Below are 25542 nucleotides of genomic sequence, written 5' to 3'. Positions count from 1 at the left end.
CGCCCTGTGCAGTCACGCCGATGGAGGGGGACGGCGTCAAGAGGGTTCCGGTTGCGGAACGTCCGAAGTTATCCGGCCGATATGCGCCCTGCTCGCAAGTGCTACGACAGGTGTCCGATTGCTATCGGATCGTGATGCTCAGATTCCCCTCAGATCTGGAGACGCAGGTCGTATGCCGTTACTACTGTCCTCCGAAACCGAGGAGGACGGAGCCCGAGAGCGATGACCGAAGTATCGGTGGCCAAGGAAGATGTGGCCGCGACCGGCGAACTGGTCGTCCTGAAGAGCGTCAACAAGCACTTCGGCGCGTTGCACGTGCTCCAGGACATCGATCTGACGATCGCCCGCGGCGAGGTCGTCGTGGTGATCGGGCCCTCCGGGTCCGGTAAGTCGACCCTGTGCCGCACCATCAACCGCCTGGAGACCGTCGACTCCGGCACGATCGCGATCGACGGCAGGCCGCTGCCCCAGGAGGGCAAGGAGCTGGCCCGGCTGCGGGCCGACGTCGGCATGGTCTTCCAGTCCTTCAACCTCTTCGCGCACAAGACCGTGCTCGAGAACGTGATGCTGGGGCAGATCAAGGTCCGCAAGGTCGAGAAGAAGAAGGCCGAGGAGAAGGCACGCGCCCTGCTCGACCGGGTCGGCGTGGGCGCCCAGGCGGACAAGTACCCCGCCCAGCTCTCCGGCGGCCAGCAGCAGCGCGTCGCCATCGCCCGGGCGCTGGCCATGGACCCGAAGGTCATGCTCTTCGACGAGCCGACGTCGGCCCTCGACCCGGAGATGATCAACGAGGTCCTGGAGGTCATGCAGCAGCTCGCCCGCGACGGCATGACCATGATCGTCGTCACGCACGAGATGGGCTTCGCCCGGTCGGCCGCCAACCGCGTGGTGTTCATGGCGGACGGCAAGATCGTCGAGCAGGCCACGCCGGACCAGTTCTTCAGCAACCCGCGCAGCGACCGCGCCAAGGACTTCCTGTCGAAGATCCTGCACCACTGACGCCCGCCCGGCGCGCTCCGACGACTTGCCTCACCCGCCCCTGACGGCACACCCCTGATCGTCCGATCACAGCCAAAGGATGTTCACCATGAAGCTCCGCAAGGTCACCGCCGCCTCGGCCACGGTCTTCGCCCTCGCCCTCACCGCCACCGCGTGCGGCTCCGACGACGGCAACGACAGCGGCTCCTCCGGTGGCGACAACAAGAAGATCACCATCGGCATCAAGTTCGACCAGCCGGGCCTCGGCCAGAAGACCCCGCAGGGCTACTCCGGCTTCGACGTGGACGTCGCCACGTACGTCGCCAAGAAGCTCGGCTACACCGAGGACCAGATCGAGTGGAAGGAGTCGAAGAGCGCCGACCGCGAGACCATGCTGCAGCGCGGTGACGTCGACTTCATCGCCGCCACCTACTCGATCACCCCGGAGCGCCAGGAGAAGGTCGACTTCGCCGGCCCGTACCTGCTGGCCCACCAGGACGTGCTGATCCGCGCCGACGACGACTCCATCAAGTCGCCGGAGGACCTCAACAGCAAGAAGCTGTGCTCGGTGACCGGCTCCACCTCGGCCCAGAACGTCAAGGAGAAGCTGGCTCCGAAGGCCCAGCTGCAGGAGTACCCGACCTACTCCGCCTGCCTGACCGGTCTGCAGAACAAGGCCATCGACGCGCTGACCACCGACGACTCGATCCTCGCCGGTTACGCCTCCCAGTCGCAGTTCAAGGGCAAGTTCAAGCTCGGCGGCTTCAAGATGACCAACGAGAACTACGGCATCGGCATCAAGAAGGGCAGCGACCTCAAGGCCAAGATCAACGAGGCGCTCGAGGCCATGGTCGCCGACGGCGCCTGGGAGAAGGCCGTGAAGGACAACTTCGGTCCGGCCAACTACCAGAACGAGCCCGCGCCGAAGATCGGCGACATCAAGAGCTGAGGCAGCGCCTGACAGGGTGCGCCGCCCTCCGGAAGGGGCGGCGCACCGGGGCGGGCATCCCTACACGCGGAAGCGCGGGAGATCGTGTTCGACTTTCTTGAAGATTACGACCTGCTGGGGGCCTTCTGGACGACGGTGCAGCTTGCTGTGCTCTCCGCCGTCGGCTCCCTGATCTGGGGCACCTTGCTGGCCGCCATGCGCGTCGGCCCCGTGCCGCTGATGCGCGGCTTCGGGACCGCGTACGTGAACATCGTGCGGAACATCCCGCTCACCGTCATCATCCTGTTCACGTCGCTGGGCCTGAGCCAGACGCTGGGCATCAACCTCGGCGCGGACGACTTCGAGACGATCAACTTCCGGCTGGCCGTCCTCGGTCTGATCCTCTACACCTCGGCCTTCGTGTGCGAGGCGCTGCGCTCCGGCATCAACACGGTGCCGGTCGGACAGGCGGAGGCCGCCCGTGCGATCGGGCTCAGCTTCGGCCAGGTACTGAGCCTCGTGGTGCTGCCGCAGGCGTTCCGCTCCTCCGTCGTCCCGCTGGCGAACGTGCTGATCGCGCTCATCAAGAACACCACGGTGGCCGCCGCCATCGGTGTCGCCGAGGCGGCGCTGCTGATGAAGGAGATGATCGAGAACGAGGCACAGCTGCTGCTGATCTCCGCGATCATCGCCTTCGGTTTCGTGGTTCTGACGCTGCCGACCGGCCTGATCCTCGGCTGGGTGGGCAAGAAGGTGGCGGTGAAGCGATGAGCTCCGTTCTCTACGACGCCCAGGGGCCCCGCGCCAAGCGGCGCAACGTCCTGTTCACGGCCGTCTTCCTGGTCGCCCTCGCGGCCGTCCTGTGGTGGGTGTTCAGCACCCTCGACGAGAAGGGCCAGCTGGAGTGGGCCAAGTGGGAGATGTTCTTCACCAGCAGTGAGCCCTGGTCGACGTACATCTGGCCGGGCCTGGAGAACACCCTCAAGGCCGCCGCGCTGGCGATGATCATCGCGCTTCCGCTCGGCGCCGTCCTCGGTATCGCCCGGCTGTCGGACCACGCCTGGGTCCGCGTCCCGGTCGGCATCGTGGTGGAGTTCTTCCGCGCCATCCCCGTGCTGGTGCTGATGATCTTCGGTCTGGCGCTGTTCTCCGAGTACACCAACGTCAGCTCCGACGACCGTCCGCTGTACGCGGTCGTCACGGGTCTGGTGCTGTACAACGCCTCTGTCCTCGCCGAGATCGTCCGGGCGGGCATCCTGGCCCTGCCCAAGGGCCAGTCCGAGGCGGCGATGGCGATCGGCCTTCGCAAGGGCCAGCTGATGCGGTCCATCCTGCTGCCGCAGGCGGTCACCACGATGCTGCCGGCCATCGTCAGCCAGCTCGTCGTCATCCTGAAGGACACCGCGCTCGGCGGCGCCGTCCTCACCTTCCCGGAGCTGCTGGCGTCGGCCAACACGATGAGCGGCTACTACGGCGCCAACACCATCGCCAGCTTCACGGTGGTGGCGGTGATCTACATCGCGCTCAACTTCGCCCTCACGACCTTCGCGAGCTGGCTGGAGCGCCGGCTGCGGCGGGGCAAGAAGTCGACCGGTGCGGTGCTCAAGGCGGACGACGCGCAGGTCGCCGGTACGGCCGGAACCGGTGCGGGCGGCGCGACCTGACAGCGGGTCATCTCGTAGGACCATCACGGAGGCAGCGGCGATCTCGCCGCTGCCTCCGTCACTTGACGCAAGCAGCGGCAATGGGTTGCATACGTTCTGTGATCGTGCACCCTGCTCCAACTTCCTGTTCACCTGTGTCCCACGGGACACCGTCACGGGCAGGGGGCGCCGCGCCGTGGACCCGGTGATCATCGTCGGCGCGGGGCCCGTCGGGCTCACGCTCGCCCTGGCGCTGGCGCGTCAGGAGGTGCCCTGTGTCGTCCTCGACGAAGGCCCGGGCAAGGACGAACCGCGCCCCGCGCGCACCGTCGTCCTGCGCGAGGACACCGTCGCCCTCGTGGAACGGCTGACCGGCGCGCCGCTGACGGGCGGCTTCCGCCCGGCCGGATGGCGGTCGATGCGGCGCAAACAGGTGATGCGCGAGGTCGTGTTCGACGACGCCGCCGACCCCGCTCCCCTGCACATCGCCCAGCACGTGCTGACCGGCGCGCTGCGTGCCGCGCTGGCGGGCGAGCCGCTCGTGAAGATCGCCGTGGACAGCCGTCTGGACTCCCTCGAGCAGGAGCCCTCCGGTGTCACGGCCCACACCCGTGGTCCCAAGGGCACTTGGTGGCGCGGCAGTTACTTGGTCGGCTGCGACGGTCCGCGCTCGACCGTCCGCAAGCTCCAGGACATCCGCTTCCCCGGCCGCACCGCGGTGGAACGTTACGCCGTCGCCGCCTTGCGCACGGAACTGCCGTGGACCGACGAGGCGTTGCTCCACCGGGCGCCCCCGTGGCGGGCGGCCGGTCCGTCGGCCCGTGAGATCGTCGGCCGCCCGCTGCCGGACGGCCTGTGGCGTCTGGACTGGCTGCTGCCGCCGGGCAAGGACCTGGTCACGCCCGAGATGCTGGTCAACCGGGTCCGGGAGACCCTCACCGGCTGGGCCGACGGGGCGTCACCGGCGTACGAACTCCTCGACACCGGCGTCCACACGGTCCACCACCGACTGGCCCGGCGCTGGCGGGTGGGCCGCGTGTTCCTCGCCGGGGACGCGGCCCACCTTCTCGGCGCGCTGGGCACGCAGGGCCTCGAGGAGGGACTGCGGGACGCCGACAACCTCGCCTGGAAGCTGGCCCTGGCCTGGCACCAAGGACCCCACGAGGCGCTGCTCGACAGCTACCAGAAGGAGCGGCGCGCGGCCGTCGCCGCCCGGCTGCGCGCCGCCGACCAGGTACTGCCCCTGCTGCGCGGCGGCGGAGGTCTGCGCTCCTACGTCCCCGGCTCGTCCCGCGGTCACGACGCCCTGCTCGCCGACGGTCATCTGGGGCGCGGGGCACTGGGTGCGCCGGGGGCGTACGCCGACTCGCCGCTCGCGCCTCCCCGCCTCGACGGAGAGGTCGCCGTCGGCACGCCGCCCGGGGCCGCCGTCATCGACGTGCGGGTCACCGCGGAGGACGGCACGTTCGTGCGGCTGCGTGACCGGCTCGGGCGCGGCGCCCTGCTGGTGGTGCTGATCGCGCCGGGCACGGGGGTGTGGGAGCGGAAGCACTGGGTGACCGCCGGCATCATGCCCCGGCTGGCGGCGGCGGTGACCGCGCTGCCGTGCCACGCCGAACTGCTCGTCGCCGAGACCTATCCGGGTGCCGGGGCCCACACCGTGCTGCTGGTGCGACCCGACGGCCGCCTGGTCACCGCGCTGAACGGGGTACGCCCGGCCGATCTCTACGCGGCGGCCGAGGCGACGCTGGGCGGTGCCGTGAAAGCGGCTGCCGAGGCAGGGGCGTCGGCCGGTTCCCGCTGACCGGCCGCCGGTCCCGTCGCACCGGCCGCCGGTCCCGTCGCACCGGTGGCCGGTCTCGTCGCCCGTCCGCATGGTGACGGCGAGTTGACCGGCCCACACCGTCATGGTGTACTCCGGATCGTGACCGACACCGATGTGCGCCTGTGGCGGAGGGTCCATATGGACCTCGTCCGCTACGCGGGCTGCGTGTGTCGGCCGTCCTGCTGAATTCGCTCCTCACTTCCTTCGGCGCGCGCCGCTGCCGCGCGCCTCTCGCGAACTCTTCTCAGGACGGTACCCGTGTCTGTCTCCTCCCCTGCCTCCGCCTCTGCTCCCGCCGGTGTCTCCGGCCGCCCCACGCAGGCGGACCTCCTCGACTTCGCTCGGCGTACTGCCGCCGACACCGAGCTGATCGCCTCGCTCCCGCTCGATCCGGAGGGGCGCACGTGGGTGCGGCTGTCGGGTCCCGGCGGCAGCGAAGCCTGGCTGATCGGCTGGCCGCCCGGCACGGGTACCGGCTGGCACGACCACGCCGACTCCGTGGGCGCCTTCGTGACCGCGGCCGGCGAGCTCAAGGAGCACTCGCTCGCCGCCCGGTTGCCCACCGACGGCTGGAAGACCCTGGAACTCAGTGACGGCGTGGACCGGGAACGCCGGCTGCCGGCCGGGAAGGGACGCGCCTTCGGCCGGCACCACGTGCACGAGGTGCTCAACGAGTCCCCCGACCGGCACGCGATCTCCGTCCACGCCTACTACCCGCCTCTGCCGCAGATCCGCCGCTACAGCCGCAGCGGGCAAGTTCTGCGCCTGGAGCAGATCGAGCGCCCGGAGGACTGGCAGTGAGCGAACCGACCGGAATCGACGCGCTGCTGGACCGGGTGCGCCAGGGCTACGAGCGGATCGAGCCGCGTGCGGCGTACGACGCCGCCGCGGCCGGTGAGGCGCTGCTGGTCGACATCCGGTACGCGGCCCTGCGCGAGGCGGACGGACTGATACCGGGCGCCGTGGTGATCGAGCGCAACGAACTGGAGTGGCGCCTGGATCCACACGGCAGCCACCGGATCCCCGAGGCCACGGGGCACGATCTGCGCGTCGTCGTGGTGTGCAACGAGGGTTACGCCTCCAGCCTGGCGGCCGAATCGCTGCACCGCCTGGGCCTGTACCGGGCCACCGACCTGGTCGGCGGCTTCCAGGCGTGGCGGGCGGCGGGACTGCCGGTGGCGTAGTGCGCCCGTGGCGGGAGGCCGACGGCAGCGGGGTCAGCGGTCCGCGGAGGGGCAGTACAACGGCGCCGTGTCCGCGTTGGCTCGCGTGACCAGGCGGATCGGCGTCTTGGCGATCTTCTCGGCCTCCCGGTCGCGCAGCAGGGCGATGGCGTTCCTGACGGCCAGTTCGCCCGTGTTCCCGGCCGAGTTGGAGACGGTCGCGGAGAAGCGTCCGTCCTTGAGCGCGGCGAGGGCTTCGTCGGTGCCGTTGACGGTCACGATCTTCACCTTGTCGGCTCCGGCCGCGTCGAACGACTTGCGCGCGGCGAAGGCCATCTGCTCGTTGGCGACGAAGGCGTAGTCCAGGTCGGGGTGCGCCTCCGCCATGGTCGCGGCGACCTGGCCGGCCTCGGCGGCGTCGAACATGCCGGGCTGGTTGGCGACCACTTCGGCGTTGACCGGCAGCGCCTCGGTGAAGCCGCCCACGAGCAGGTCGGACGCGGCGCCCGGCGCGCCCGCGATGACGCCGACCTGTACGTCCCGGCCCGCCGCGTCGTCGGCGACCCACCGGGCGTCCAGTGCGCCCACCGCTTCCAGGTCGACGACGACCGCGCCCAGGATGTCGGACGGGTCGGCGCTGACGGAGGTCAGGAAGACGGGGATGCCCGCGCTCTTGGCCTTCGCGAGGTCGCTCTTGAGGGCGTCCGTGCTGACGGTCTGGAGGATGATCGCATCGACCTCGCGCGCGATCATGTCCTCGATGTTGGACAGTTCGGTGGTCGCGTCCTGCTCGGAGTTGGCCGTGACGAGCTCGGCGAAGTTGTTCTTGGCCGTGATCTCCACGGACTTCTGCAGGCAGGTGTGGAACTGGCTGCCACCTCCGTTGACGAAGCCGAGGGTGAGAGGGCCGTCGTGCGCGGAGCCGGCGTCGGCCCCCGCGTTCAGACCGCAGCCGCTCAGGGCCAGACCGGCGCCGAGGAGCAGGAGGTGCGTCGCTCTTCGGGTGCGCGCGGGCAGGGGCATGGCGGGGCCGCCTTTCTGGACGTACCGGAGGATCCGTGCGGGTTCCGTTCGCCGCCCGGGGTGTCCCAAGGGCGGCGTACGCGCACGCCCCCACACGAACCGGACAGCGCGCGACGGCAGCAGACGGTACAGCGGTACGAAAGGCGTTCACCCTTATGGGTACGCAAGGTAATCGTGCGGGATCTTCGGCTCTCGCGGCTCGCCGTGTCCGAGACCGCACTGGCAGAGTGGCGGCTCGACGGCGCGCCGCGGGGCGCGCCCGCCCGGTGGCCGGAAGGCGTCGCGCGGGGCAGGAACGGGCGGGCGGGGACGCCTGCGTGTGGGTGCCTCCCGGGGGCGGGCACGGGCGGGCGCCGCGTCGGTCAGAACCCCTCGTCTCCGAGGAACTCCGTGTCCTCGCCTTCCTCCTCCAGCGCTTGCCGGACCACCCGCAGGGCCATGCCCTCGGAGTAGCCCTTGCGCGCCAGCATGCCCGCGAGGCGGCGCAGCCTCTTGTCCCGGTCGAGGCCCCGGGTGGAGCGCAGTTTCCGTGCGACGAGTTCGCGCGCGGTCGCCTCCTCCTGCTCGGAGTCGAGCTGGGACACGGCGGCGTCGATGAGTGTGGAGTCGACACCCTTGGTCCGCAGCTCCCGTGCGAGGGCACGCCGGGCCAGCCCACGGCCGTGGTGCCGGGACTCCACCCAGGCGTCCGCGAAGGCGCTGTCGTTGATCAGGCCGACCTCCTCGAACCGGGACAGCACCTCCTCGGCGGCGTCGTCGGGGATCCCCCGCTTGCTCAGGGCGTCGGCGAGCTGCTTCCGCGTACGCGGGGTTCCGGTGAGCAGACGTAGGCAGACCGCCCGCGCCTGCTCGACCGGGTCCCGCGGAGGCTCCCCCTTCTCGGCCCTCGACGAGGAAGTGGTACCTCCGTCCTCGGCCGGCGGCTCTTCACGCTCGCGCCGACGGCGCCCGCGCGAGCCGCCCGTCCCACGGGCGGACCGGCCGCCGGGTCCCCGGCGCGGCCCGCCGTCACCGGGCGGGCCGACGCCGTACGGCGCGAAGGGATCGTCGTCGGCATCCGCGCCGACGAACGCGTCCTCGTACCGGGACGTCTCCGCCCCGTACGCGCCGTCGCCCGTCTCCGATTCGTCCCCGCCGTACCCGTAGCCGTCCGCCCCGGCGGAGCTCCTGTCGCCCGGTCTCCCCCGCTCACGCGCGCGCGAAGCGGCCTCCGGGTGGGCGGCGTACTCGGCCCAGTCGGTTCGTCGTGTCACGGGTCAGCTCTTGGCTGCCGCGGCCTTGGACTTGGTGGCCTTGGCCGCGGGGGCGGGCACGGTCGCGGCGGCGTCGGCCGGGGTCGTGGACCCCGCGGCGTCCGCACCCGGCTCGGCGGCCGGCTCCTCCGGGCGCACTCCGACGCCCAGCTTCTCCTTGATCTTCTTCTCGATCTCGTTGGCGAGGTCGGGGTTGTCCTTCAGGAAGTTGCGCGCGTTCTCCTTGCCCTGGCCGAGCTGGTCGCCCTCGTACGTGTACCAGGCGCCGGCCTTGCGGACGAAGCCGTGCTCGACTCCCATGTCGATCAGGCCGCCCTCACGGCTGATGCCCTGGCCGTAGAGGATGTCGAACTCGGCCTGCTTGAAGGGCGGCGCGACCTTGTTCTTGACGACCTTGCAACGGGTGCGGTTGCCGACCGCCTCCGTGCCGTCCTTCAGCGTCTCGATGCGGCGGATGTCGATGCGCACGGAGGCGTAGAACTTCAGCGCCCGGCCACCGGTCGTGGTCTCCGGGGAGCCGAACATCACACCGATCTTCTCGCGCAGCTGGTTGATGAAGATCGCCGTGGTCTTGGACTGGTTGAGCGCGCTGGTGATCTTCCGCAGCGCCTGGCTCATGAGCCGGGCTTGCAGACCGACATGGCTGTCACCCATCTCGCCCTCGATCTCCGCGCGCGGGACGAGCGCGGCGACGGAGTCGATGACGATGAGGTCGAGGGCGCCGGAGCGGACCAGCATGTCCACGATCTCCAGAGCCTGCTCGCCGTTGTCCGGCTGGGAGAGGATCAGGTTGTCGATGTCGACGCCGAGCTTCTTCGCGTACTCGGGGTCGAGGGCGTGCTCCGCGTCCACGAACGCGACCTGGCCGCCGGCCTTCTGCGCGTTCGCCACCGCGTGCAGGGTCAGGGTCGTCTTACCCGAGGACTCGGGGCCGTAGATCTCCACGACACGGCCGCGCGGCAGGCCGCCCACACCGAGGGCCACGTCGAGCGCGGTCGACCCGGTCGAGATGACCTCGATGGGCTCCTTCGACCGCTCGCCCATGCGCATGACCGCGCCCTTGCCGAATTGCCGTTCAATCTGTGCGAGCGCGGCGTCCAGGGCCTTCTCGCGGTCGGTTCCTGCCATGGGTTCCACCCGGTTTGCTTGATTCGATCGCTTCACGTCAAAGACGCTAATGCCTGCCACTGACAATGCGCCCCGATGCGGGTCCGGCCTGTGGATAACTCGGGCACTTCTCCGTCCAAACCCAGTCGAAACGCCCGTCACGAACCCCGCCGGAGCCTCCATGAGAATGGATGTTCGATTTTTGTGTCAAGCGCATCACGCGGCACCTCCGAGCGTACGTCGCCGTGCCGGCGGCTAGAGTGCGGACGCGACGCGACGAAGGGGGCAACGTGGCCAAGGTCGACATCAGTCTGGACGCCGAACTGGTGGTGGAAGTGATGGTCCTGGCCGGCATCGGCTCGCCCCAGGACGCCGTCGAGGCGGTGGTGCGCGACTACATCGCGCGCGGCCACCGCACGGAGACCCGCACCGAGCTCAGGGACCAGGCCCTGCGCGAGGTCGACGTCAGGCCGCAGGACCCACAGGGCTGATCCCCTGCCCTGGGGGACCCGTCCTCAGCGGGAACCCTCTTCCGGACCCTCCGCGCCGGTCCGTGCCGTCCCCGGTCGGCTCGCCCACAGCTTCCGCGCGCGCGTGAACGGGCCGGACCCCGACCCCCGGTCCCGGTGCCCGTGGACACGGGGGTCGTCCGTGACGTCGTACCGCTTGACGTACGCCCCCAGGAACGCCTGCAGCGTGGCGACCGCCGGGATGGCGATCAGCGCGCCGACGGCGCCGAGGAGCGCGGTGCCCGCGATGACCGAGCCGAAGGCCACCGCGGGATGGATGTCCACGGTCTTGGACGTCAGCTTGGGCTGCAGCACGTAGTTCTCGAACTGCTGGTAGATCACCACGAAGACCAGCACCCACAGCGCGTACCACGGGTTGACCGTGAAGGCGATCAACATGGGCAGCGCACCCGCGAGATACGTGCCGATGGTCGGGATGAACTGCGACACCAGGCCCACCCACACCGCGAGCGCCGGCGCGTAGGGCACGTCCAGGATCTCCAGCAGGACGAAGTGGGCTATGCCGGAGATCAGCGCCATCAGGCCGCGCGAGTACAGGTAGCCGCCGGTCTTGTTCACGGCGATCTCCCACGCGCGCAGGACCTCGGCCTGCCGGGCGGGCGGCAGGACGGAGCAGAGCGCGCGGCGCAGCCGGGGGCCGTCGGCGGCGAAGTAGAACGCGAACAGCGTAATCGTCAGCAGCTGGAAGAGCCCGCCGAGGACCTGGGCGGACACGTCCAGGACGCCGGTGGCGCTGTTCTGCACGTAGTTGCGCAGCCAGTCGGAGCGGAGCAGGCCCTCCTGGATGTCGACCCGTCTCAGCTCGGTGTGGAAGTGGCCGTTGACCCAGTTGATCACGGAGTCGAGGTAGTCGGGGAAGTCCTCGACCATCTTGATGATCTGGCCGGCGAGCATGGAGCCGAGCAGCGTGACGAAGCCCGCGGCGGCGACCAGCACGGCGATGAAGACGAGGAAGGTGGCCAGCCCGCGGCGCATGCCGCGCGCGGCCATCCAGCTCACCGCGGGCTCGATCGCGAGGGCCAGGAAGAACGCGATGAGGATGTTGATCAGCAGGCCGGTCAGCTGGTGGAAGGCCCAGCTGCCCAGCTGGAACACGGCGTAGAGGGTCAGGGCCAGCACGAACGCCCGGGGCAGCCAGCGCGGCATGCGGGCGCCCGGCCCGGCGGTGCCCTCGGCCGGAGGCCGGACGGGCGGCGTCGTGCCGGGCGGGGATGCGTGCCGGGCGTCCTGCCCGGTCTCGTCAGTGCGTGCCACGGACCAAGTCTCGCCCACGCCACCGACAGCAAACCGCCGCTCTGCGATCTTCGTGACCTGTCAGCGCTGCTCGTGTGGCACGTTCATGACCGTGCAGACCACACGCCACACGTCTTTGGCGTCCCAGCCCGCGTCCAGGGCCTCGCGCACCGTGCGCCCGCCGAGCTCCGTCATCACGTGGTCGCGCGCGAAGGTGTCGGCGTACCCCGGACCGAAGTGTTCCGCCATCCGCTGCCAGAAGACCGTCAACCGCATGACTCCAGTATCCCGCCCCTGGGGGTGGGCCTGCGCCGGGACCGGTTGCCGAGACCGCTTTCCGCCCTACGGTCTGACGCATGGCCGAAACCGGAGCTTCCCCACTCCCCCCGACGCCCCCGGCGCGCTCCCCGCTCGCGCGCGCGGAGCACTTCGTCTGGCTCACCGCGCGCGTGCTGGAGCAGCGTCTCTTCGCGTACGACTTCCGGGGCGGCGACGCCGGGCCTGTGGAGACCGCGCTCGATGCCTACCGCAACGAGGACGGCGGATACGGTCACGGGCTGGAACCCGATCTGCGGGGCCCGGTCAGCCAGCCGCTGCACACCGCACGCGCCCTGCGGGTCCTGGACGCCGTCGGACGGTGCGGCGGGCAGCGCGTGGAGCGCATGTGCCGGTACCTGACCTCCGTCTCCACTCCGGACGGGGCCCTGCCGGCGGTCCGTCCCGGCCGGCACGGATACCCGGTCGCCCCCTTCGTGCCGGTCATGGACGACCCTCCTGGTGAGCTGCTCGCCACCGGGCCGGTGGTCGGCCTCCTGCACCGCAACGAGGTCTGGCACGCGTGGCTGTTCCGGGCCACGGACTTCTGCTGGCGGACGGTAGAGTCGCTGCTCACCTCCCATCCGTACGAGGTCCAGGCCGCCGTGACGTTTCTGGACTCCGCCCCCGACCGCCCGCGCGCGGAGGCCGCCGCCGACCGGCTCGGCCGCCTGGTGCGCGCACAGCGCCTCGCGGTGCTGGACCCGGAGGACCAGGACGCGTACCCGGTCGCCCCCGGCTACGCCCCGGGCGAGCACCACTTCCCCCACGACTACGCGAGGACCACGCACTCCCTCGCGCGCGCGTGGTTCACGGACGACGAGATGGCCCGCTCCCTGGACTTCCTCGCCGCGGAGCAGGAGGAGGACGGGGGCTGGCCCGTCCGCCGGCGGCGCTGGGCAGAGGCCCCGGCCCTGGAGGCGCGCCCAGGAGTGACCCTCGACGCCCTGCGCACGCTGCGGACGCACGGTCGCCCCATCGCCTGACCTGCCCGCCTCACCCGCCCATGGCCCGCACGCCCGCGGTCACCACCACGGCCGCCGCGACGACGAGGAGGAACGGTGCCCGCAGCACCAGCGCCACGGCCGCCGCGCCGAGTCCCGCGGCCCGCGCGTCCAGCACGAGCGCGGGCCCGTCGGCGAAGGTCTGCTGGGCGGTGAGAGCGGCGAGAAGGGCCACGGGCAGCAGGGCGGCGAGACGCCTGACCAGCGGTTTCTCCAGGGCGCCCGCAGGCACGAGCAGTCCGGCCAGCTTGACGGCGTAGCAGCCGAGCGCGGTCACGCCGATCGCGATCCAGATGTTCACCGCTCCTCCTCGCCTGCGGCGCCGCCCTTGCGACGCCCCTCCGCCCACAGGACCACCGGCGCCGCCAGCGCGGCCACGAGGACCGGCACACCGGCGGGCAGGACGGGCAGCAGACCGAGTCCCAGCAGCACGGCCAGGCCGGCGACCGCGCGCTCCGTGGACGTCTTCAGCATCGGCGCGAGCAACGCCAGGAAGACCGCGGGGCCGGCCGCGTCGAGGCCCCAGGCGTCGGTGTCGCCGATGGCCTCCGCGCCCAGCGCGCCGAGCAGCGTGGTGAGGTTCCACAGCACGTACAGGCTGAGTCCGGTGACGGTGAAGCCGATCCGGACGGCCCGCCGCGTGGGCTGCGCGAGCGCCACGGCCGTCGTCTCGTCGATGACCCACTGGGCGGCGAACGGCCGCACCGCGCGCGGGAGGGCCAGCAGCTGCGACAGCCGCAGCCCGTAGAAGGCGTTGCGCACACCCAGGAAGAAGGCCCCCGCCGCGGCCGTGAACGGATTGCCGCCGGCCGCGAGCGCCCCCACGAGCGCGAACTGGGACGCGCCGGTGAAGACCAGGAGGCTGAGCGCGCACGTCTGCAGCAGCGTGAGCCCGCTTCCCGCCGAGGTCACCCCGAAGGCGAACCCGGACAGTCCTACGGCGACGCCGACTCCCAGGGCGTCCCGGACGACGGCGGCGTCCGGCTTCTCCGGGACGTTCGTGTCCGGTACAGCTGTCTGTTGTGTCACGCCTCGGACGGTAGGCGAAGCCGTCACCGCGCGTCTTGTACGTTCTTGCGCTCGCGCTGGTAGGCCCCCGGGGGCACGCCCACGATGCGGCTGAAATGCCGGTTCAGGTGCGGCTGGTCGGTGAACCCCACGGCGGCGGCGGCCTCGGCCGGCGTCGTCCCGGCGTCGAGCAGCCGTCGCGCCCGGCGCACCCGGGCGTCCGTCAGCCAGCTGTGGGGCGGCATGCCGTAGGCGTCCCGGAAGGCGCGCAGCAGGGCGAAGGGGCTGCTGCCGAGATCCCCGGCCAGCGCCTGCAGGCTCGGTGGGTCGGCCATCCGCTCCTCCAGCACGGCACGCGCGCGTGCCGCGACGCCGGCCCCCGCCGTCCGCACCTCGCGCCGGGGCAGCGGCCCGCCGTTCAGCCGCAGCAGCCGGGTGACGGCCACCCTCAGCAGCGTGTCGGCGGCGAGCGCGTTGCCCTCGTCGGTGGCCCGCAGCACGCGGTGCACCAAGGCGACGGTGTACGGATCGTCGAGCACCGGCCTGACGAACCCGGGCGTGCCGCGCAGCGTGGTCGTCTCCGCCGCTATCGCGGCCACCACCTCGGGCGAGGGGTAGACGGCCCCGTACCGCCAACCCTCCGGCACACCGGCCCGGCCCGTGTGCGGGGTGTCCGGGTTGACCAGCGCGAGCGCCCCGGCCCCCGCGTACTGATCGCCGCCCCCGTGGTGGAAGACCTCCACCCCGTCGGCGATGGCGGCGATGACGAAGTGCTCGTGCGTGTGCCGCACGAAGGTCTTCCGTATGTACCGCGCGCGCAGCAGGTCGACGCCGGGCAGCTCGGCGTACACCCAGTGCCGTGCCCGCTCACCCGATCCGGCCATGCCCCCATTCTCCGCCACGGCACGAGCCGGCGGCGCCCGGCCCCCGCCCTGTCCGGCCGCGTCCGCCCAGCTCAGCGCGATTGTCAGTCCTCGGGTGCACGATGGATCCATGGTCAGCTCCGCACACCGAGCCCTGGACGGCTTCTCCCCCGCGACCCGCGGCTGGTTCACGGGGGCCTTCTCCGCGCCCACCGCCGCCCAGGCGGGCGCGTGGCAGGCCATCGGTGAGGGGTCGGACGTGCTGGTGGTGGCCCCCACCGGTTCCGGCAAGACACTGGCGGCGTTCCTCGCCGCCCTGGACCAGCTGGCCTCGACGCCTCCGCCCGCCGACCCCAAGAAGCGCTGCCGGGTCCTTTACATCTCCCCGCTCAAGGCCCTGGCCGTCGACGTCGAGCGCAACCTCCGCAGCCCCCTGACCGGTATCCGCCAGGAATCCGTACGCCTGGGGCTGCCCGAGCCCGAGGTCAAGGTCGGCATCCGCTCCGGTGACACCCCGGCCGCCGAGCGCCGCGCCCTGTCGACCCGTCCGCCGGACATCCTGATCACCACGCCGGAATCCCTCTTCCTGATGCTGACGTCGGCCACGCGTGATGCGCTGACCGGCGTGGAGACTGTGATCCTGGACGAGGTGCACGCGGTCGCGGGCACCAAGCGCGGCGCCCATCTCGCGCTCTCCCTAGAACGCCTGGACGAGCTGCTGCCCAGGCCTGCCCGCCGCATCGGCCTCTCGGCGACGGTCCGCCCGGTCGACGAGGTCGCCCGGTTCCTCTCTCCCCGCCGGAAGGTGGAGATCGTCCAGCCGGCCTCGGGCAAGGAGTTCGACCTGTCCGTCGTCGTCCCGGTCGAGGATCTGGGCGAGCTGGGCGGCTCCCCGGTCGCCGACGGCAACGAGGGGGCGGAGCGTCCGTCGATCTGGCCCCACGTCGAGGAGCGGATCACCGACCTCGTCCAGTCGCACCGCTCGACGATCGTCTTCGCCAACTCCCGCCGCCTCGCGGAGCGCCTGTGCAACAGGCTCAACGAGATCGCGTACGAACGGGCGACCGGTGAGCCCCTGGACGAGCACCACTCCCCCGCCGAACTCATGGGTGGTTCGGGAGCCGCCCAGGGCGCCCCGCCCGTGATCGCCCGTGCCCACCACGGCTCGGTCTCCAAGGAGCAGCGCGCCCTCGTGGAGGAGGATCTGAAGGCGGGCCGCCTGCCCGCCGTGGTCGCCACCTCCAGCCTGGAGCTGGGCATCGACATGGGCGCCGTCGACCTGGTCGTCCAGGTCGAGTCCCCGCCCTCCGTCGCCTCCGGTCTCCAGCGCGTCGGCCGCGCGGGGCACCAGGTCGGCGCGGTCTCCACGGGCGTGGTGTTCCCCAAGTACCGCGGCGACCTGGTGCAGGCGGCCGTGGTCACCGAGCGGATGCGCAGCGGCGCCATCGAGGCCCTGAAGATCCCCGCGAACCCGCTGGACGTCCTGGCGCAGCAGCTCGTCGCGATGACCGCGCTGGACACCTGGCAGGTCGACGACCTGCTCGCCGCGGTGCGCCGCGCCGCTCCCTTCGCGTCGCTCCCCGAGTCGGCCTTCACGGCCGTCCTGGACATGCTCGCGGGCCGCTACCCGTCCGACGCCTTCGCCGAGCTGCGCCCGCGTGTGGTGTGGGACCGGGTCGCCGGCACGGTCACCGGCCGGCCTGGCGCGCAGCGTCTCGCCGTCACCTCCGGGGGCACGATTCCCGACCGCGGTCTCTTCGGCGTGTTCCTCGCCGGAGCGGACCCGAAGAAGGGCGGCGGCCGGGTCGGCGAGCTGGACGAGGAGATGGTGTACGAGTCCCGGGTGGGTGACGTCTTCACCCTCGGCACCAGCTCCTGGCGCATCGAGGACATCACGCGTGACCGCGTCCTGGTCTCGCCCGCGCCCGGAGTGCCGGGCAGGCTGCCGTTCTGGAAGGGCGACCAGCTGGGCCGCCCCCTGGAACTGGGCCGCGCGCTGGGCGCGTTCCTGCGCGAGGTCGGCTCCCTCTCCAAGGAGGACGCCCGGCTGCGGCTGCTCACCGCTGGCCTGGACGCCTGGGCCGCGGACAACGTCCTGTCGTACCTCGACGAGCAGCGGGAGGCCTGCGGCCACGTCCCCGACGACCGCACCATCGTCGTGGAGCGCTTCCGTGACGAACTGGGCGACTGGCGGGTCGTGGTCCACTCCCCCTTCGGTGCCCAGGTCCACGCCCCGTGGGCGCTCGCGCTCGGTGCCCGGCTGTCCGAGCGGTACGGCATGGACGCCCAGGTCATGCACGCGGACGACGGCATCGTGCTGCGCCTGCCGGACGCCGATCTGATGGGGCTGGACCTGCTCGACCAGGACCCCATGAAGCCGGGCACGGAGTACGACGCCGAGCAGGCACCCGTCGGCGCGGCCGACGTCGTCTTCGACAAGGGCGAGGTCGACCGGGTCGTCACCGACCAGGTGGGCGGCTCGGCCCTGTTCGCGTCCCGCTTCCGCGAGTGTGCCGCCCGTGCGCTGCTCCTGCCACGCCGCAATCCCGGGAAGCGCACACCGCTGTGGCAGCAGCGCCAGCGCGCCGCCCAGCTGCTGGAGGTGGCGAGCGAGTTCGGCTCGTTCCCGATCGTCCTGGAAGCGGTCCGCGAGTGCCTCCAGGACGTGTTCGACGTCCCCGGGCTGGTCGAGCTGATGGGCGATCTGGAGTCCCGCAGGGTGCGCCTGGTCGAGGTCACCACTCCGGAGCCGTCCCCCTTCGCCCGCTCCCTGCTGTTCGGTTACGTCGCCCAGTTCCTGTACGAGGGCGACTCGCCGCTCGCCGAGCGCCGCGCCGCCGCTCTGTCCCTGGACTCGCGGCTGCTGGCCGAGCTGCTGGGCCAGGCGGAGCTGCGCGAACTGCTCGACGCGGACGTGCTGACCGAGCTGGAGAGCGAGCTGCAGTGGCTCACCGAGGATCGTCGCGTCAAGGACGTGGAGGGCGTCGCGGACCTGCTGCGGCTGCTCGGGCCGCTCACGGACGCGGAGCTGGCCGAGCGGGGCGCCGAGCCGCAGTGGGCCCATGAGCTGGCCGCCGCCCGCCGCGCGATCAAGGTGCGCATCGCGGGCGCCGATCACTGGGCGGCGATCGAGGACGCGGGCCGGCTGCGCGACGCGCTGGGCACCGCGCTGCCCGTCGGTGTGCCCGAGGCCTTCACGGAGCCGGTCAAGGACCCCCTCGGCGACCTCCTCGCCCGCTACGCCCGCACCCACGGGCCGTTCACGTCGGTCACGGCGGCGGCCCGCTTCGGCCTGGGCGTGGCCGTCACCGACGGCGCCCTGCAGCGGCTCGCCGCGGCGGGGAGGGTCGTCCAGGGCGAGTTCCATCCGGCCGGGATCGGCCAGGAGTGGTGTGACGCGACCGTACTGCGCCGACTGCGCCGCCGCTCCCTGGCCGCGCTGCGGCACGAGCTGGAGCCGGTGCCACCGGCCGCGCTCGGACAGTTCCTCCCTCAGTGGCAGCACATCGGCAAGGGCCACGCGTTGCGCGGCATCGACGGACTCGTGCGCGCCGTCGAGCAGTTGCAGGGCGCGTCCGTGCCCGCGTCCGCCCTGGAGAAACTGGTCCTGCCGTCCCGGGTGACCGACTACACCCCGGCGATGCTCGACGAACTCACGGCCGCCGGCGAGGTGGTGTGGGCCGGGGCGGGCTCCCTCCCCGGAAAGGACGGCTGGGTCTCGCTGTACCTGGCCGACGCTGCCCCGCTCCTCCTGCCACCCCCGCACCCGCTGGAACCGACCGCCCTGCACCAGTCCGTCCTGGACGCGCTCTCCGGCGGCTACGGCCTGTTCTTCCGTCAGATCGCCGACCAGGTCCGCGCCACCACCCACCCCGAGGCCACCGACCCTCAACTGGCCGACGCCCTGTGGGACCTGGCCTGGTCCGGGCGGCTGACGAACGACACGCTCGCGCCCCTGCGCTCCCTGCTGGGCTCCGGCCGCACCGCGGGCTCCACCGCCCACCGCGCCAAGCGGTCGGTACCGCGCGGCCGTTACGGCTCACTGACGGCCGCCGCGCGCACCGCTTCCCGCACCGGCCCCCCGACCGTCGCGGGCCGCTGGTCCCTGCTCCCGGCGCACGAGAGCGACCCGACGGTGCGCGCGCACGCCCTGGCCCGCACGCTCCTCGACCGGCACGGTGTGGTGACCCGCGGCGCGGTCGCCGCGGAGGGCGTCGAGGGGGGCTTCTCGGCGACGTACCGCATCCTGTCCGCCTTCGAGGAGAGCGGGCAGGCCCGGCGGGGCTATGTGGTGGAAGGTCTCGGTGCGGCGCAGTTCGCCATGGACGGCGCCGTGGACCGGCTGCGCGCGGTCGCGAACGCCCGCGACCGCGGCGACGGCCTGCCCGGGCCGGGCTACGCGGACGGCCGTCTGGACGGCCTCGGCTCATCCGCCGGCTTCCCGTCCGGTGGCCTCGCGGCCGATGACCTCCCCTTCGGCGACTTCGCTCCCGACGGCCTCGGTTCGGACGGCTTTCCGTCGGGCGGCCGCGACTACGCCGAACCGGGCGCCGGCGGCCCACGAGGCGGTGGGATGTACGGGGGCTCCGGCCTCCCGCAGGGCTCGTACGACACCGGCTTCCCCAGCCGTCGCAGCCGCCTCTCTCCCGCTTCCCGGGCCGTCGTCCTGGCCGCCGCGGACCCGGCGAACGCGTACGGCGCGGCCCTCGCCTGGCCGGAGCCCCCGGCCGGCGCCACGCACAAGCCGGGCCGCAAGGCGGGCTCCCTCGTCGTGCTCGTCGACGGCGAGCCGGCGCTCTACATGGAGCGCGGCGGCAAGACGCTGCTGGCCTGGCCCTCCGACCCGGACAGCGCGCCCACCGAGGACGCCCGGCTGCGGGAGGCCACGGAGGCGCTGGCCGCGGCCGCCCGCGCGGGTTCCCTCGGCACGGTCACGGTGGAGCGGGTCAACGGCGCCGCGGCCCTGACCTCCCCCTTCGGCACCCTCCTGGAGGAGGCAGGCTTCATCGCCACCCCCCGCGGCCTGCGCATACGAGCGTGAGCCACCCCCACGGCAGCGTCACAGAGCGCGGCCGGGAAGGCTCACCGGGACAACCGTCCCCCCGGGGAACCACGGCGCGGAACGGTCGACCGGACTCCCGGCCCCGGGCTCCCGCCCCCGGACCACGGCCCGACCACACCATCCCGTACTCCGCCACCCGTGCGCGGGTGGCCCGCACCCGCACCCGCAGGCGCACCCGTGTCACCCTTGACCCATGCCCGAAGGAGACACGGTCTGGCAGGCCGCCAAACGGCTGCACGACGCCCTCGCGGGCCAGACGCTGACCCGCAGCGACTTCCGCGTGCCCAAGTACGCGACGGCCGACCTCACCGGCCGAAGGGTCCTGGACGTCACCCCGCGCGGCAAGCACCTGCTCACCCGCGTCGAGGGCGGCCTGACCGTCCACTCGCATCTCCGGATGGACGGCTCCTGGAAGGTGTACGCCGACGGGCAGCGCTGGACCGGCGGCCCGGCGCACCAGATCCGCCTGATCCTGGGCACCGCCGACCGCGCGGCCGTCGGCTACCGCCTCCCGGTCCTGGAACTCCTGCGCACCGCCGACGAGCAGCGCGTCGTCGGCCATCTCGGCCCCGACCTGCTGGGACCGGACTGGGACCCCGACCGGGCGCTCGCCAATCTGCTCCGGGACCCCGCCCGCCCCCTCGGCGAGGCCCTGCTCGACCAGCGCAATCTCGCCGGTATCGGCAACGTCTACAAGAGCGAGCTCTGCTTCCTGCTGGGAGTCACCCCGTGGCTCCCCGTGGGCGAGCTGCCCGCCGCACCGGCCGCGAAGCTCCCGGCGCTCGCCCAGCGGCTCCTGGAGGCCAACCGCGAGCGGCCGGTCCGCAGGACGACGGGCGGTCACCGCGGCCAGGACCTGTTCGTGTACGGCCGCGCGCCCAGGCCGTGCCCGCGCTGCGGCACATCCATCCGAGTGGCCGACCAGGGCGACGGCTCCCGCGACCGCCCCACGTACTGGTGTCCGGTCTGCCAGGCGGGGCCCGCGCCGCACGCGGCGCGGGCGACTGGTACCGGGCGGCGGCGCACGGCGTGATGACTCAGTCGACGAGCAGGGCATCCATCTGGCCGACCGCCTGACGCAGCGGCCCGGGGGAGCGGACCGGACGCCGCAACCGGCAGGGAGCGGCTGCGAGCCCGGTGCGCTGCCGCTCTGCTCCACGCGTTGCTCGCCACGAGGCAGGAGCGCAGCGGACCGGTGCTCACCGTGGAGGCGTACCAACGGGCCGGCGGCATCGCCGGGGCGGTGGCGGCCCGGTCACGCGGACGGCCCGGACCCCGGCCCCGGACGGGTACCTGAGCCGGCAGAGGCGACCAGGGCCCTCAGCAGCCGCCCGGTACCGACGGCCCCCGTCGCCCGCCCCTTCGGCACGCAGTGCACCGGCAACACGCTCAGCCCCCACCCACCGACCGCGACCCCCGCCTCGACCACCCCCGCACCGGGCGCCAGCACCAGTCGCAGTACGGCCCACCACCACAGCGCACCCAGCCCCAGCGCGGCCCCCCGGCGCACTGTTCGCCACGACACGGCACGGCACTCCCAGCCCGACGTCATACGGCGGCTCCCCACGGACGAGGCGCGCTGGAGGTCACCGCTCGCGGGCCGTCTCCCGCGCCCGCCTCACCCGTTCGCCGCCTGAAACATCCAGCGCTGCTTCTCGAGGTCCGCGGTGACCTGGATGAAGATGTCCTGGGTCACGGGGTCCGGTTCCCCGGTCGCCGCGATCCGTTCCCGCATCCGGGCGATCAGCGCGCCCAGCGCGTCCACGAGGGCCTGCACGGCGGCGGTGTCGTCGACCCATCCCTCGGGTGTCACTCCGATGCCGCTGCCGACGGCCACCGTCGCGGCCCGCCCGTCCGGAGGCACCCCCAGCGCCGAGGCCCGCTCGGCCACGGTGTCGGAGTGCGTACGGGCCGTGTCGACGACCTCGTCGAGCTGCAGGTGAACCGAACGGAAGCGCGGGCCGACCACGTTCCAGTGGATCTGCTTGGCCACGAGGGCGAGGTCCACCAGGTCGACGAGGGCACCCTGCAGCGCCTCGGACACCGTCTTCAGGTTCGCGTCGGACAACGGGCTCTTCACGACGTACATCCACGCCTCCGTCGGTTCACCCCCCGGCCATGTCCCTCCACGATGACCGCAGCGCCACGGACCGGCAAACCGGGCGAAACCCCCAGGCAGGCTCTTACGCGCACGCAAAAACCCCGACCGCGCCCCTCCGGTCTCCCGGAGGAGCCCCAGCCGGGGCCTCACGCACCTCTTCGGTGCCTCGTCGGCTTCGGACGCGTACGCCTGCGCGCACGCGCGCTCGGACTCAGGCGGCGACGACGTCGACCGCTTCGGCGGGCGCCTTGATGGTCACCCGTTCCGGCGGCACACCCGTCACCGACACGGAGCCCAGCATCGGACGAACCGGCGTGGGCACGGATTCGCTGGGGGTGGCCGCAGCCGACTGGGCCAGCTCGGCGAGGGCGAGTTCGTCGCTCACTTCCCGCATGAGCTCTGACATCCGTACGTCCAGCGCGTCGCAGATGGCGGAGAGCAGCTCGGAGGAAGCCTCCTTCTGCCCCCGCTCCACCTCGGAGAGATAGCCGAGTGAGACTCGGGCGGACGAGGAGACTTCGCGCAGAGTACGGCCCTGGCGTTGGCGCTGCCGACGCAGCACGTCACCCAGCAGGCGACGGAGCAGAATCATCGGTGGCTCCCTCCTCGGACCGCGTAACCGCATCCTTCACGCCCCACCGTACCGCCTTGCGCTGCGGCCGTGCGGGGAGCGATGTCGTGTTCACTCAGGGCTGCAAACATCAAAACCCCCCGTTCTGTTCCGTATCCTGTGCCCGCTCATTCCCAGTCTGTTCGCCCGCAAGCTCCGCCAAGAGGAGTGCGAGTACGCTCCGTACACTCTCCATACGAATTTCCTCGCGGTCGCCGTTCAACCGCAGGGCCTCCACTTTTCCGCCAGAGGCGGAACCGGAATCCGATCCGAACGGTCCGTCGACGGCCACGAAGACCGTTCCGACGGGCTGCCCGTCCTGTGGTTCGGGGCCGGCGACGCCCGTCGTCGCGATGCCCCAGTCGGCGCCCAACGCCTTCCGCACCCCTGCCGCCATCTGGGCCGCGACCTGCGGATCGACCGCACCCCGTGCGGCGAGCAACGTGGCGTCGACGCCGAGCAGCTCCCGCTTGAGCTCCGTGGCGTAGGCGGTGACCGATCCCCGGAACGCCTTGGAGGCCCCGGGGACGGCCGTGAGCCGCGCCGCCACCAGGCCACCGGTCAACGACTCGGCGACGGCGAGGGTCTCGCCCTTCACCGTGAGTAGTCGCACCACATCGGCGGCCGTGGAACTCAAGCTTTCGTCTCCTTCAACGCCGCGCGGCGCTCGGCGATTCCCTGCCTGCGCAGCACAATGGCCTGTCTCACGTAGTCCAGCCCCGTCACGACGGTCAGGACGACCGCCACGGCCATCACCCAGAACCTCAGGGTCGCCAGGGGCCCCGTCAATGCCAGCACGTACATGCCGACGGCCACCCCTTGGGTGAGGGTCTTGAGCTTGCCGCCGCGGCTGGCGGGGATGACTCCGTACCGAATGACGAGAAAACGCAGCAGGGTGATGCCGAGTTCCCGGCCGAGGATGACGGCCGTCACCCACCACGGCAGGTCGCCCAGGGCGGAGAGACAGATCAGCGCCGCCCCCATGATCGCCTTGTCGGCTATGGGGTCGGCGATCTTCCCGAAGTCGGTCACGAGGTTGTAGGTACGGGCCAGATGACCGTCGAAGAGGTCGGTGATCATGGCGATGGCGAAGGCCGCCCAGGCGAACGAGCGCCAGGCCGGGTCGTAGCCGCCGTTGCCGAGCATCAGCGCGACGAACCCCGGCACGAGGATCAGGCGGAGCATCGTCAGCAGATTGGCGACGTTCCAGACGCTCGCCTGGTTGACGGCCGCGGCAGCGATCTTTCCGCCCCGTCCCGCGCCACCGCCCTCGCCGGACCCGCGCTCGGCGGCCCCGTCAGCCGTACGCTCCGCCGCCCCCTGGGCGACGCCCGATGCCGTGCGCGAACCGGCCCTCCGCGCGCCGGAGGAGCCTCCCGCCGCGGACGCCGGGACTCCCGTCATCTGTCCGCCTCCTCACTCCACCCGAGCGAGCCCCGCAGCGGCTCGGCCACCAGGTCGACACCTTCCGTACCGACCACCTTCGCGTCGACCATACGACCGACACTCAAACCTTCGCCGCTCGTGAGCAGCACCTGCCCGTCCGTCTCCGGGGCCTGGTGCGCCGCACGGCCGTACACGCCCTCCTCCTCGTCCACGGACTCCACGAGCACCCGTACGGTGGAGCCGACGCGCTCCTCGGCCCGCTGCGAGACGAGTTCCTCGGCCAGCCGGGATACACGTGCCAGCCGCTCGGCGACGACGTCCTCGTCGAGCTTGTCCTCGTAGGTCGCCGCCTCGGTGCCCTCCTCGTCGGAGTAGCCGAAGACGCCGATGGCGTCGAGCCGCGCGTGGTTCAGGAACCGCTCCAGCTCGGCGAGGTCGGCCTCGGACTCGCCGGGGAAGCCCACGATGAAGTTGGAGCGCACACCGGCCTCGGGGGCCTTGCCCCGGATGGTGTCGAGCAGCTCCAGGAAGCGGTCGGTGTCGCCGAAGCGGCGCATGGCACGCAGCACGTTCGGCGCGGAGTGCTGGAAGGACAGGTCGAAGTACGGGACGACCTTGGGGGTCGAGGTCAGTACGTCGATCAGCCCCGGGCGCATCTCGGCCGGCTGGAGGTAGCTGACGCGCACGCGTTCGATGCCGTCGACCTCGGCGAGCTCGGGCAGCAGTGACTCCAGCAGGCGGATGTCGCCGAGGTCCTTGCCGTAGGAGGTGTTGTTCTCGGAGACCAGCATGACCTCCTTCACGCCCTGCTCGGCCAGCCACCGGGTCTCGTTCAGCACGTCGCTCGGGCGGCGCGAGATGAAGGAGCCACGGAAGGAGGGAATGGCGCAGAAGGAGCAGCGCCGGTCGCAGCCGGAGGCCAGCTTCACGGAGGCCACGGGGGAGCCGTCCAGGCGCCGCCGCAGGGGCGCGCGCGGCCCGGAGGCGGGGGCGACGCCCTCCGGGAGGTCGGTCGGGCCGTGCCCCGGCAGCGCGACCGAGGCACCGGCCTCCTGCCGCTCGGCGGGGCTGATCGGAAGCAGCTTGCGCCGGTCGCGCGGGGTGTGCGGGGCGTGGACGCCGCCGTTCAGAATGGTCTGGAGGCGGTCGGAGATGTCGGCGTAGTCGTCGAAGCCGAGCACGCCGTCGGCCTCGGGGAGGGCCTCGGCGAGTTCCTTGCCGTACCGCTCGGCCATGCAGCCCACCGCCACGACGGCCTGAGTTCTGCCGTGTCCCTTGAGGTCGTTGGCCTCCAGGAGGGCGTCGACGGAGTCCTTCTTGGCGGCCTCGACGAAGCCGCACGTGTTCACGACGGCGACGTCCGCTTCCTCGGCGTCCTCCACGAGCTGCCAGCCGTCCGCCTCCAAACGGCCTGCGAGCTCCTCGGAGTCCACCTCGTTACGGGCGCAGCCAAGGGTGACGAGTGCGACGGTACGGCGTTCAGGCATGGGCTCAAGAGTACTTCGTCCCG

Annotated in this window: 26 protein-coding genes; 12 read left to right on the top strand and 14 right to left on the bottom strand. The window is 72.0% G+C overall.

From position 1 onward, the window contains the following. Positions 1 to 222: 222 nt before the first annotated feature. From IE260_RS02325 to IE260_RS02295, 8 genes are all read left to right on the top strand, one after another. Positions 223 to 999: an amino acid ABC transporter ATP-binding protein gene (locus IE260_RS02325; RefSeq protein ID WP_189868741.1), complete on the top strand. Its 777-nt coding sequence runs from the start codon at positions 223 to 225 to the stop codon at positions 997 to 999. Positions 1000 to 1087: 88 nt separating this feature from the next. Continuing rightward, positions 1088 to 1927 (top strand): glutamate ABC transporter substrate-binding protein, encoded by an 840-nt coding sequence (locus IE260_RS02320; protein ID WP_189868740.1) that lies wholly within the window; start codon positions 1088 to 1090, stop codon positions 1925 to 1927. An 84-nt stretch (positions 1928 to 2011) separates the two neighbouring features. Further along, positions 2012 to 2677: an amino acid ABC transporter permease gene (locus IE260_RS02315; RefSeq protein WP_189868739.1), complete on the top strand. Its 666-nt coding sequence runs from the start codon at positions 2012 to 2014 to the stop codon at positions 2675 to 2677. Further along, a complete protein-coding gene (locus IE260_RS02310) occupies positions 2674 to 3570 on the top strand; it encodes an amino acid ABC transporter permease (RefSeq protein WP_189868738.1) in 897 nt (298 codons plus the stop codon). The genes IE260_RS02315 and IE260_RS02310 overlap by 4 nt, the downstream gene beginning before the upstream one ends. 175 nt (positions 3571 to 3745) lie before the next feature. Next, complete coding sequence (locus IE260_RS02305; protein ID WP_189868737.1) at positions 3746 to 5353, top strand: FAD-dependent monooxygenase; 1608 nt, start codon at positions 3746 to 3748, stop codon at positions 5351 to 5353. A gap of 45 nt (positions 5354 to 5398) precedes the next feature. Continuing rightward, positions 5399 to 5560, top strand: coding sequence for a putative leader peptide (locus tag IE260_RS42980; RefSeq protein ID WP_373303303.1), 162 nt, complete (start codon positions 5399 to 5401; stop codon positions 5558 to 5560). 72 nt (positions 5561 to 5632) lie between these two features. Next, entirely contained in the window at positions 5633 to 6175 is a 543-nt protein-coding gene (locus IE260_RS02300; RefSeq protein ID WP_189868736.1) for a cupin domain-containing protein, read from the top strand. Then, positions 6172 to 6558: a rhodanese-like domain-containing protein gene (locus IE260_RS02295; protein ID WP_189868735.1), complete on the top strand. Its 387-nt coding sequence runs from the start codon at positions 6172 to 6174 to the stop codon at positions 6556 to 6558. The genes IE260_RS02300 and IE260_RS02295 overlap by 4 nt, the downstream gene beginning before the upstream one ends. A 33-nt stretch (positions 6559 to 6591) precedes the next feature. Here the strand turns inward: IE260_RS02295 and IE260_RS02290 are convergent, their stop codons facing one another. From IE260_RS02290 to recA, 3 genes are all read right to left on the bottom strand, one after another. Next, positions 6592 to 7560 carry a sugar ABC transporter substrate-binding protein gene (locus IE260_RS02290; protein ID WP_189868734.1) on the bottom strand — a complete coding sequence of 323 codons (969 nt, stop codon included), beginning with the start codon at positions 7558 to 7560 and terminating at the stop codon, positions 6592 to 6594. Between the two features lie 362 nt (positions 7561 to 7922). Further along, on the bottom strand, positions 7923 to 8813 hold the full coding sequence (recX, locus tag IE260_RS02285; protein ID WP_189868733.1) for a recombination regulator RecX: 891 nt from the start codon (positions 8811 to 8813) through the stop codon (positions 7923 to 7925). A gap of 3 nt (positions 8814 to 8816) precedes the next feature. Continuing rightward, positions 8817 to 9941, bottom strand: coding sequence for a recombinase RecA (gene recA, locus IE260_RS02280; protein ID WP_189868732.1), 1125 nt, complete (start codon positions 9939 to 9941; stop codon positions 8817 to 8819). Positions 9942 to 10210: 269 nt separating this feature from the next. On the opposite strand from recA, the gene IE260_RS02275 reads away from it, so the two are divergent. Continuing rightward, positions 10211 to 10411 (top strand): DUF2191 domain-containing protein, encoded by a 201-nt coding sequence (locus IE260_RS02275; protein WP_189868731.1) that lies wholly within the window; start codon positions 10211 to 10213, stop codon positions 10409 to 10411. Between the two features lie 24 nt (positions 10412 to 10435). Here the strand turns inward: IE260_RS02275 and IE260_RS02270 are convergent, their stop codons facing one another. Both IE260_RS02270 and IE260_RS02265 read right to left on the bottom strand, forming a co-directional pair. Then, on the bottom strand, positions 10436 to 11704 hold the full coding sequence (locus IE260_RS02270; protein WP_189868730.1) for an AI-2E family transporter: 1269 nt from the start codon (positions 11702 to 11704) through the stop codon (positions 10436 to 10438). 60 nt (positions 11705 to 11764) lie between these two features. Then, positions 11765 to 11959, bottom strand: a complete 195-nt coding sequence (locus tag IE260_RS02265) for a DUF3046 domain-containing protein (protein WP_189868729.1) — start codon at positions 11957 to 11959, stop codon at positions 11765 to 11767. Positions 11960 to 12039: 80 nt separating this feature from the next. Here IE260_RS02265 and IE260_RS02260 point away from each other — a divergent pair, with 80 nt between their 5' ends. Beyond that, positions 12040 to 12984, top strand: coding sequence for a prenyltransferase/squalene oxidase repeat-containing protein (locus IE260_RS02260; RefSeq protein ID WP_189868728.1), 945 nt, complete (start codon positions 12040 to 12042; stop codon positions 12982 to 12984). Between the two features lie 10 nt (positions 12985 to 12994). Here IE260_RS02260 and IE260_RS02255 read toward each other — a convergent pair whose 3' ends face one another. From IE260_RS02255 to IE260_RS02245, 3 genes are read right to left on the bottom strand one after another with little or no spacing between them, the layout of a single operon-like run. Further along, a complete protein-coding gene (locus IE260_RS02255) occupies positions 12995 to 13303 on the bottom strand; it encodes an AzlD domain-containing protein (protein ID WP_189868727.1) in 309 nt (102 codons plus the stop codon). Further along, positions 13300 to 14031, bottom strand: a complete 732-nt coding sequence (locus IE260_RS02250; protein WP_189868726.1) for an AzlC family ABC transporter permease — start codon at positions 14029 to 14031, stop codon at positions 13300 to 13302. Before IE260_RS02250 ends, IE260_RS02255 begins: the two co-directional genes overlap by 4 nt. 23 nt (positions 14032 to 14054) lie before the next feature. Continuing rightward, positions 14055 to 14894 (bottom strand): AraC family transcriptional regulator, encoded by an 840-nt coding sequence (locus IE260_RS02245; RefSeq protein WP_189868725.1) that lies wholly within the window; start codon positions 14892 to 14894, stop codon positions 14055 to 14057. Between the two features lie 109 nt (positions 14895 to 15003). Here IE260_RS02245 and IE260_RS02240 point away from each other — a divergent pair, with 109 nt between their 5' ends. Both IE260_RS02240 and IE260_RS02235 read left to right on the top strand, forming a co-directional pair. Then, complete coding sequence (locus IE260_RS02240) at positions 15004 to 19914, top strand: ATP-dependent helicase (protein ID WP_189868724.1); 4911 nt, start codon at positions 15004 to 15006, stop codon at positions 19912 to 19914. Positions 19915 to 20128: 214 nt separating this feature from the next. After that, positions 20129 to 20968 carry a DNA-formamidopyrimidine glycosylase family protein gene (locus tag IE260_RS02235; RefSeq protein ID WP_189868723.1) on the top strand — a complete coding sequence of 280 codons (840 nt, stop codon included), beginning with the start codon at positions 20129 to 20131 and terminating at the stop codon, positions 20966 to 20968. 222 nt (positions 20969 to 21190) lie between these two features. On the opposite strand, the gene IE260_RS41435 is transcribed toward IE260_RS02235, so the two are convergent. From IE260_RS41435 to rimO, 6 genes are all read right to left on the bottom strand, one after another. Then, positions 21191 to 21487, bottom strand: a complete 297-nt coding sequence (locus tag IE260_RS41435; RefSeq protein WP_229880368.1) for a hypothetical protein — start codon at positions 21485 to 21487, stop codon at positions 21191 to 21193. Positions 21488 to 21553: 66 nt separating this feature from the next. Further along, positions 21554 to 22024 carry a Dps family protein gene (locus tag IE260_RS02230; RefSeq protein ID WP_189868722.1) on the bottom strand — a complete coding sequence of 157 codons (471 nt, stop codon included), beginning with the start codon at positions 22022 to 22024 and terminating at the stop codon, positions 21554 to 21556. A gap of 223 nt (positions 22025 to 22247) precedes the next feature. Further along, positions 22248 to 22628, bottom strand: coding sequence for a helix-turn-helix domain-containing protein (locus tag IE260_RS02225; RefSeq protein WP_030825954.1), 381 nt, complete (start codon positions 22626 to 22628; stop codon positions 22248 to 22250). A 109-nt stretch (positions 22629 to 22737) separates the two neighbouring features. Continuing rightward, on the bottom strand, positions 22738 to 23283 hold the full coding sequence (locus IE260_RS02220) for a CinA family protein (RefSeq protein ID WP_189868721.1): 546 nt from the start codon (positions 23281 to 23283) through the stop codon (positions 22738 to 22740). Beyond that, a complete protein-coding gene (pgsA, locus tag IE260_RS02215) occupies positions 23280 to 24050 on the bottom strand; it encodes a CDP-diacylglycerol--glycerol-3-phosphate 3-phosphatidyltransferase (RefSeq protein WP_189868720.1) in 771 nt (256 codons plus the stop codon). Before pgsA ends, IE260_RS02220 begins: the two co-directional genes overlap by 4 nt. Further along, positions 24047 to 25519 (bottom strand): 30S ribosomal protein S12 methylthiotransferase RimO, encoded by a 1473-nt coding sequence (gene rimO, locus IE260_RS02210; RefSeq protein WP_189868719.1) that lies wholly within the window; start codon positions 25517 to 25519, stop codon positions 24047 to 24049. The genes pgsA and rimO overlap by 4 nt, the downstream gene beginning before the upstream one ends. Positions 25520 to 25542 lie beyond the last annotated feature (23 nt).

The organism is Streptomyces viridiviolaceus (assembly GCF_014650995.1).
Classification (GTDB): domain Bacteria; phylum Actinomycetota; class Actinomycetes; order Streptomycetales; family Streptomycetaceae; genus Streptomyces; species Streptomyces viridiviolaceus.
This window is presented reverse-complemented; position numbering and strand designations above follow the sequence as displayed.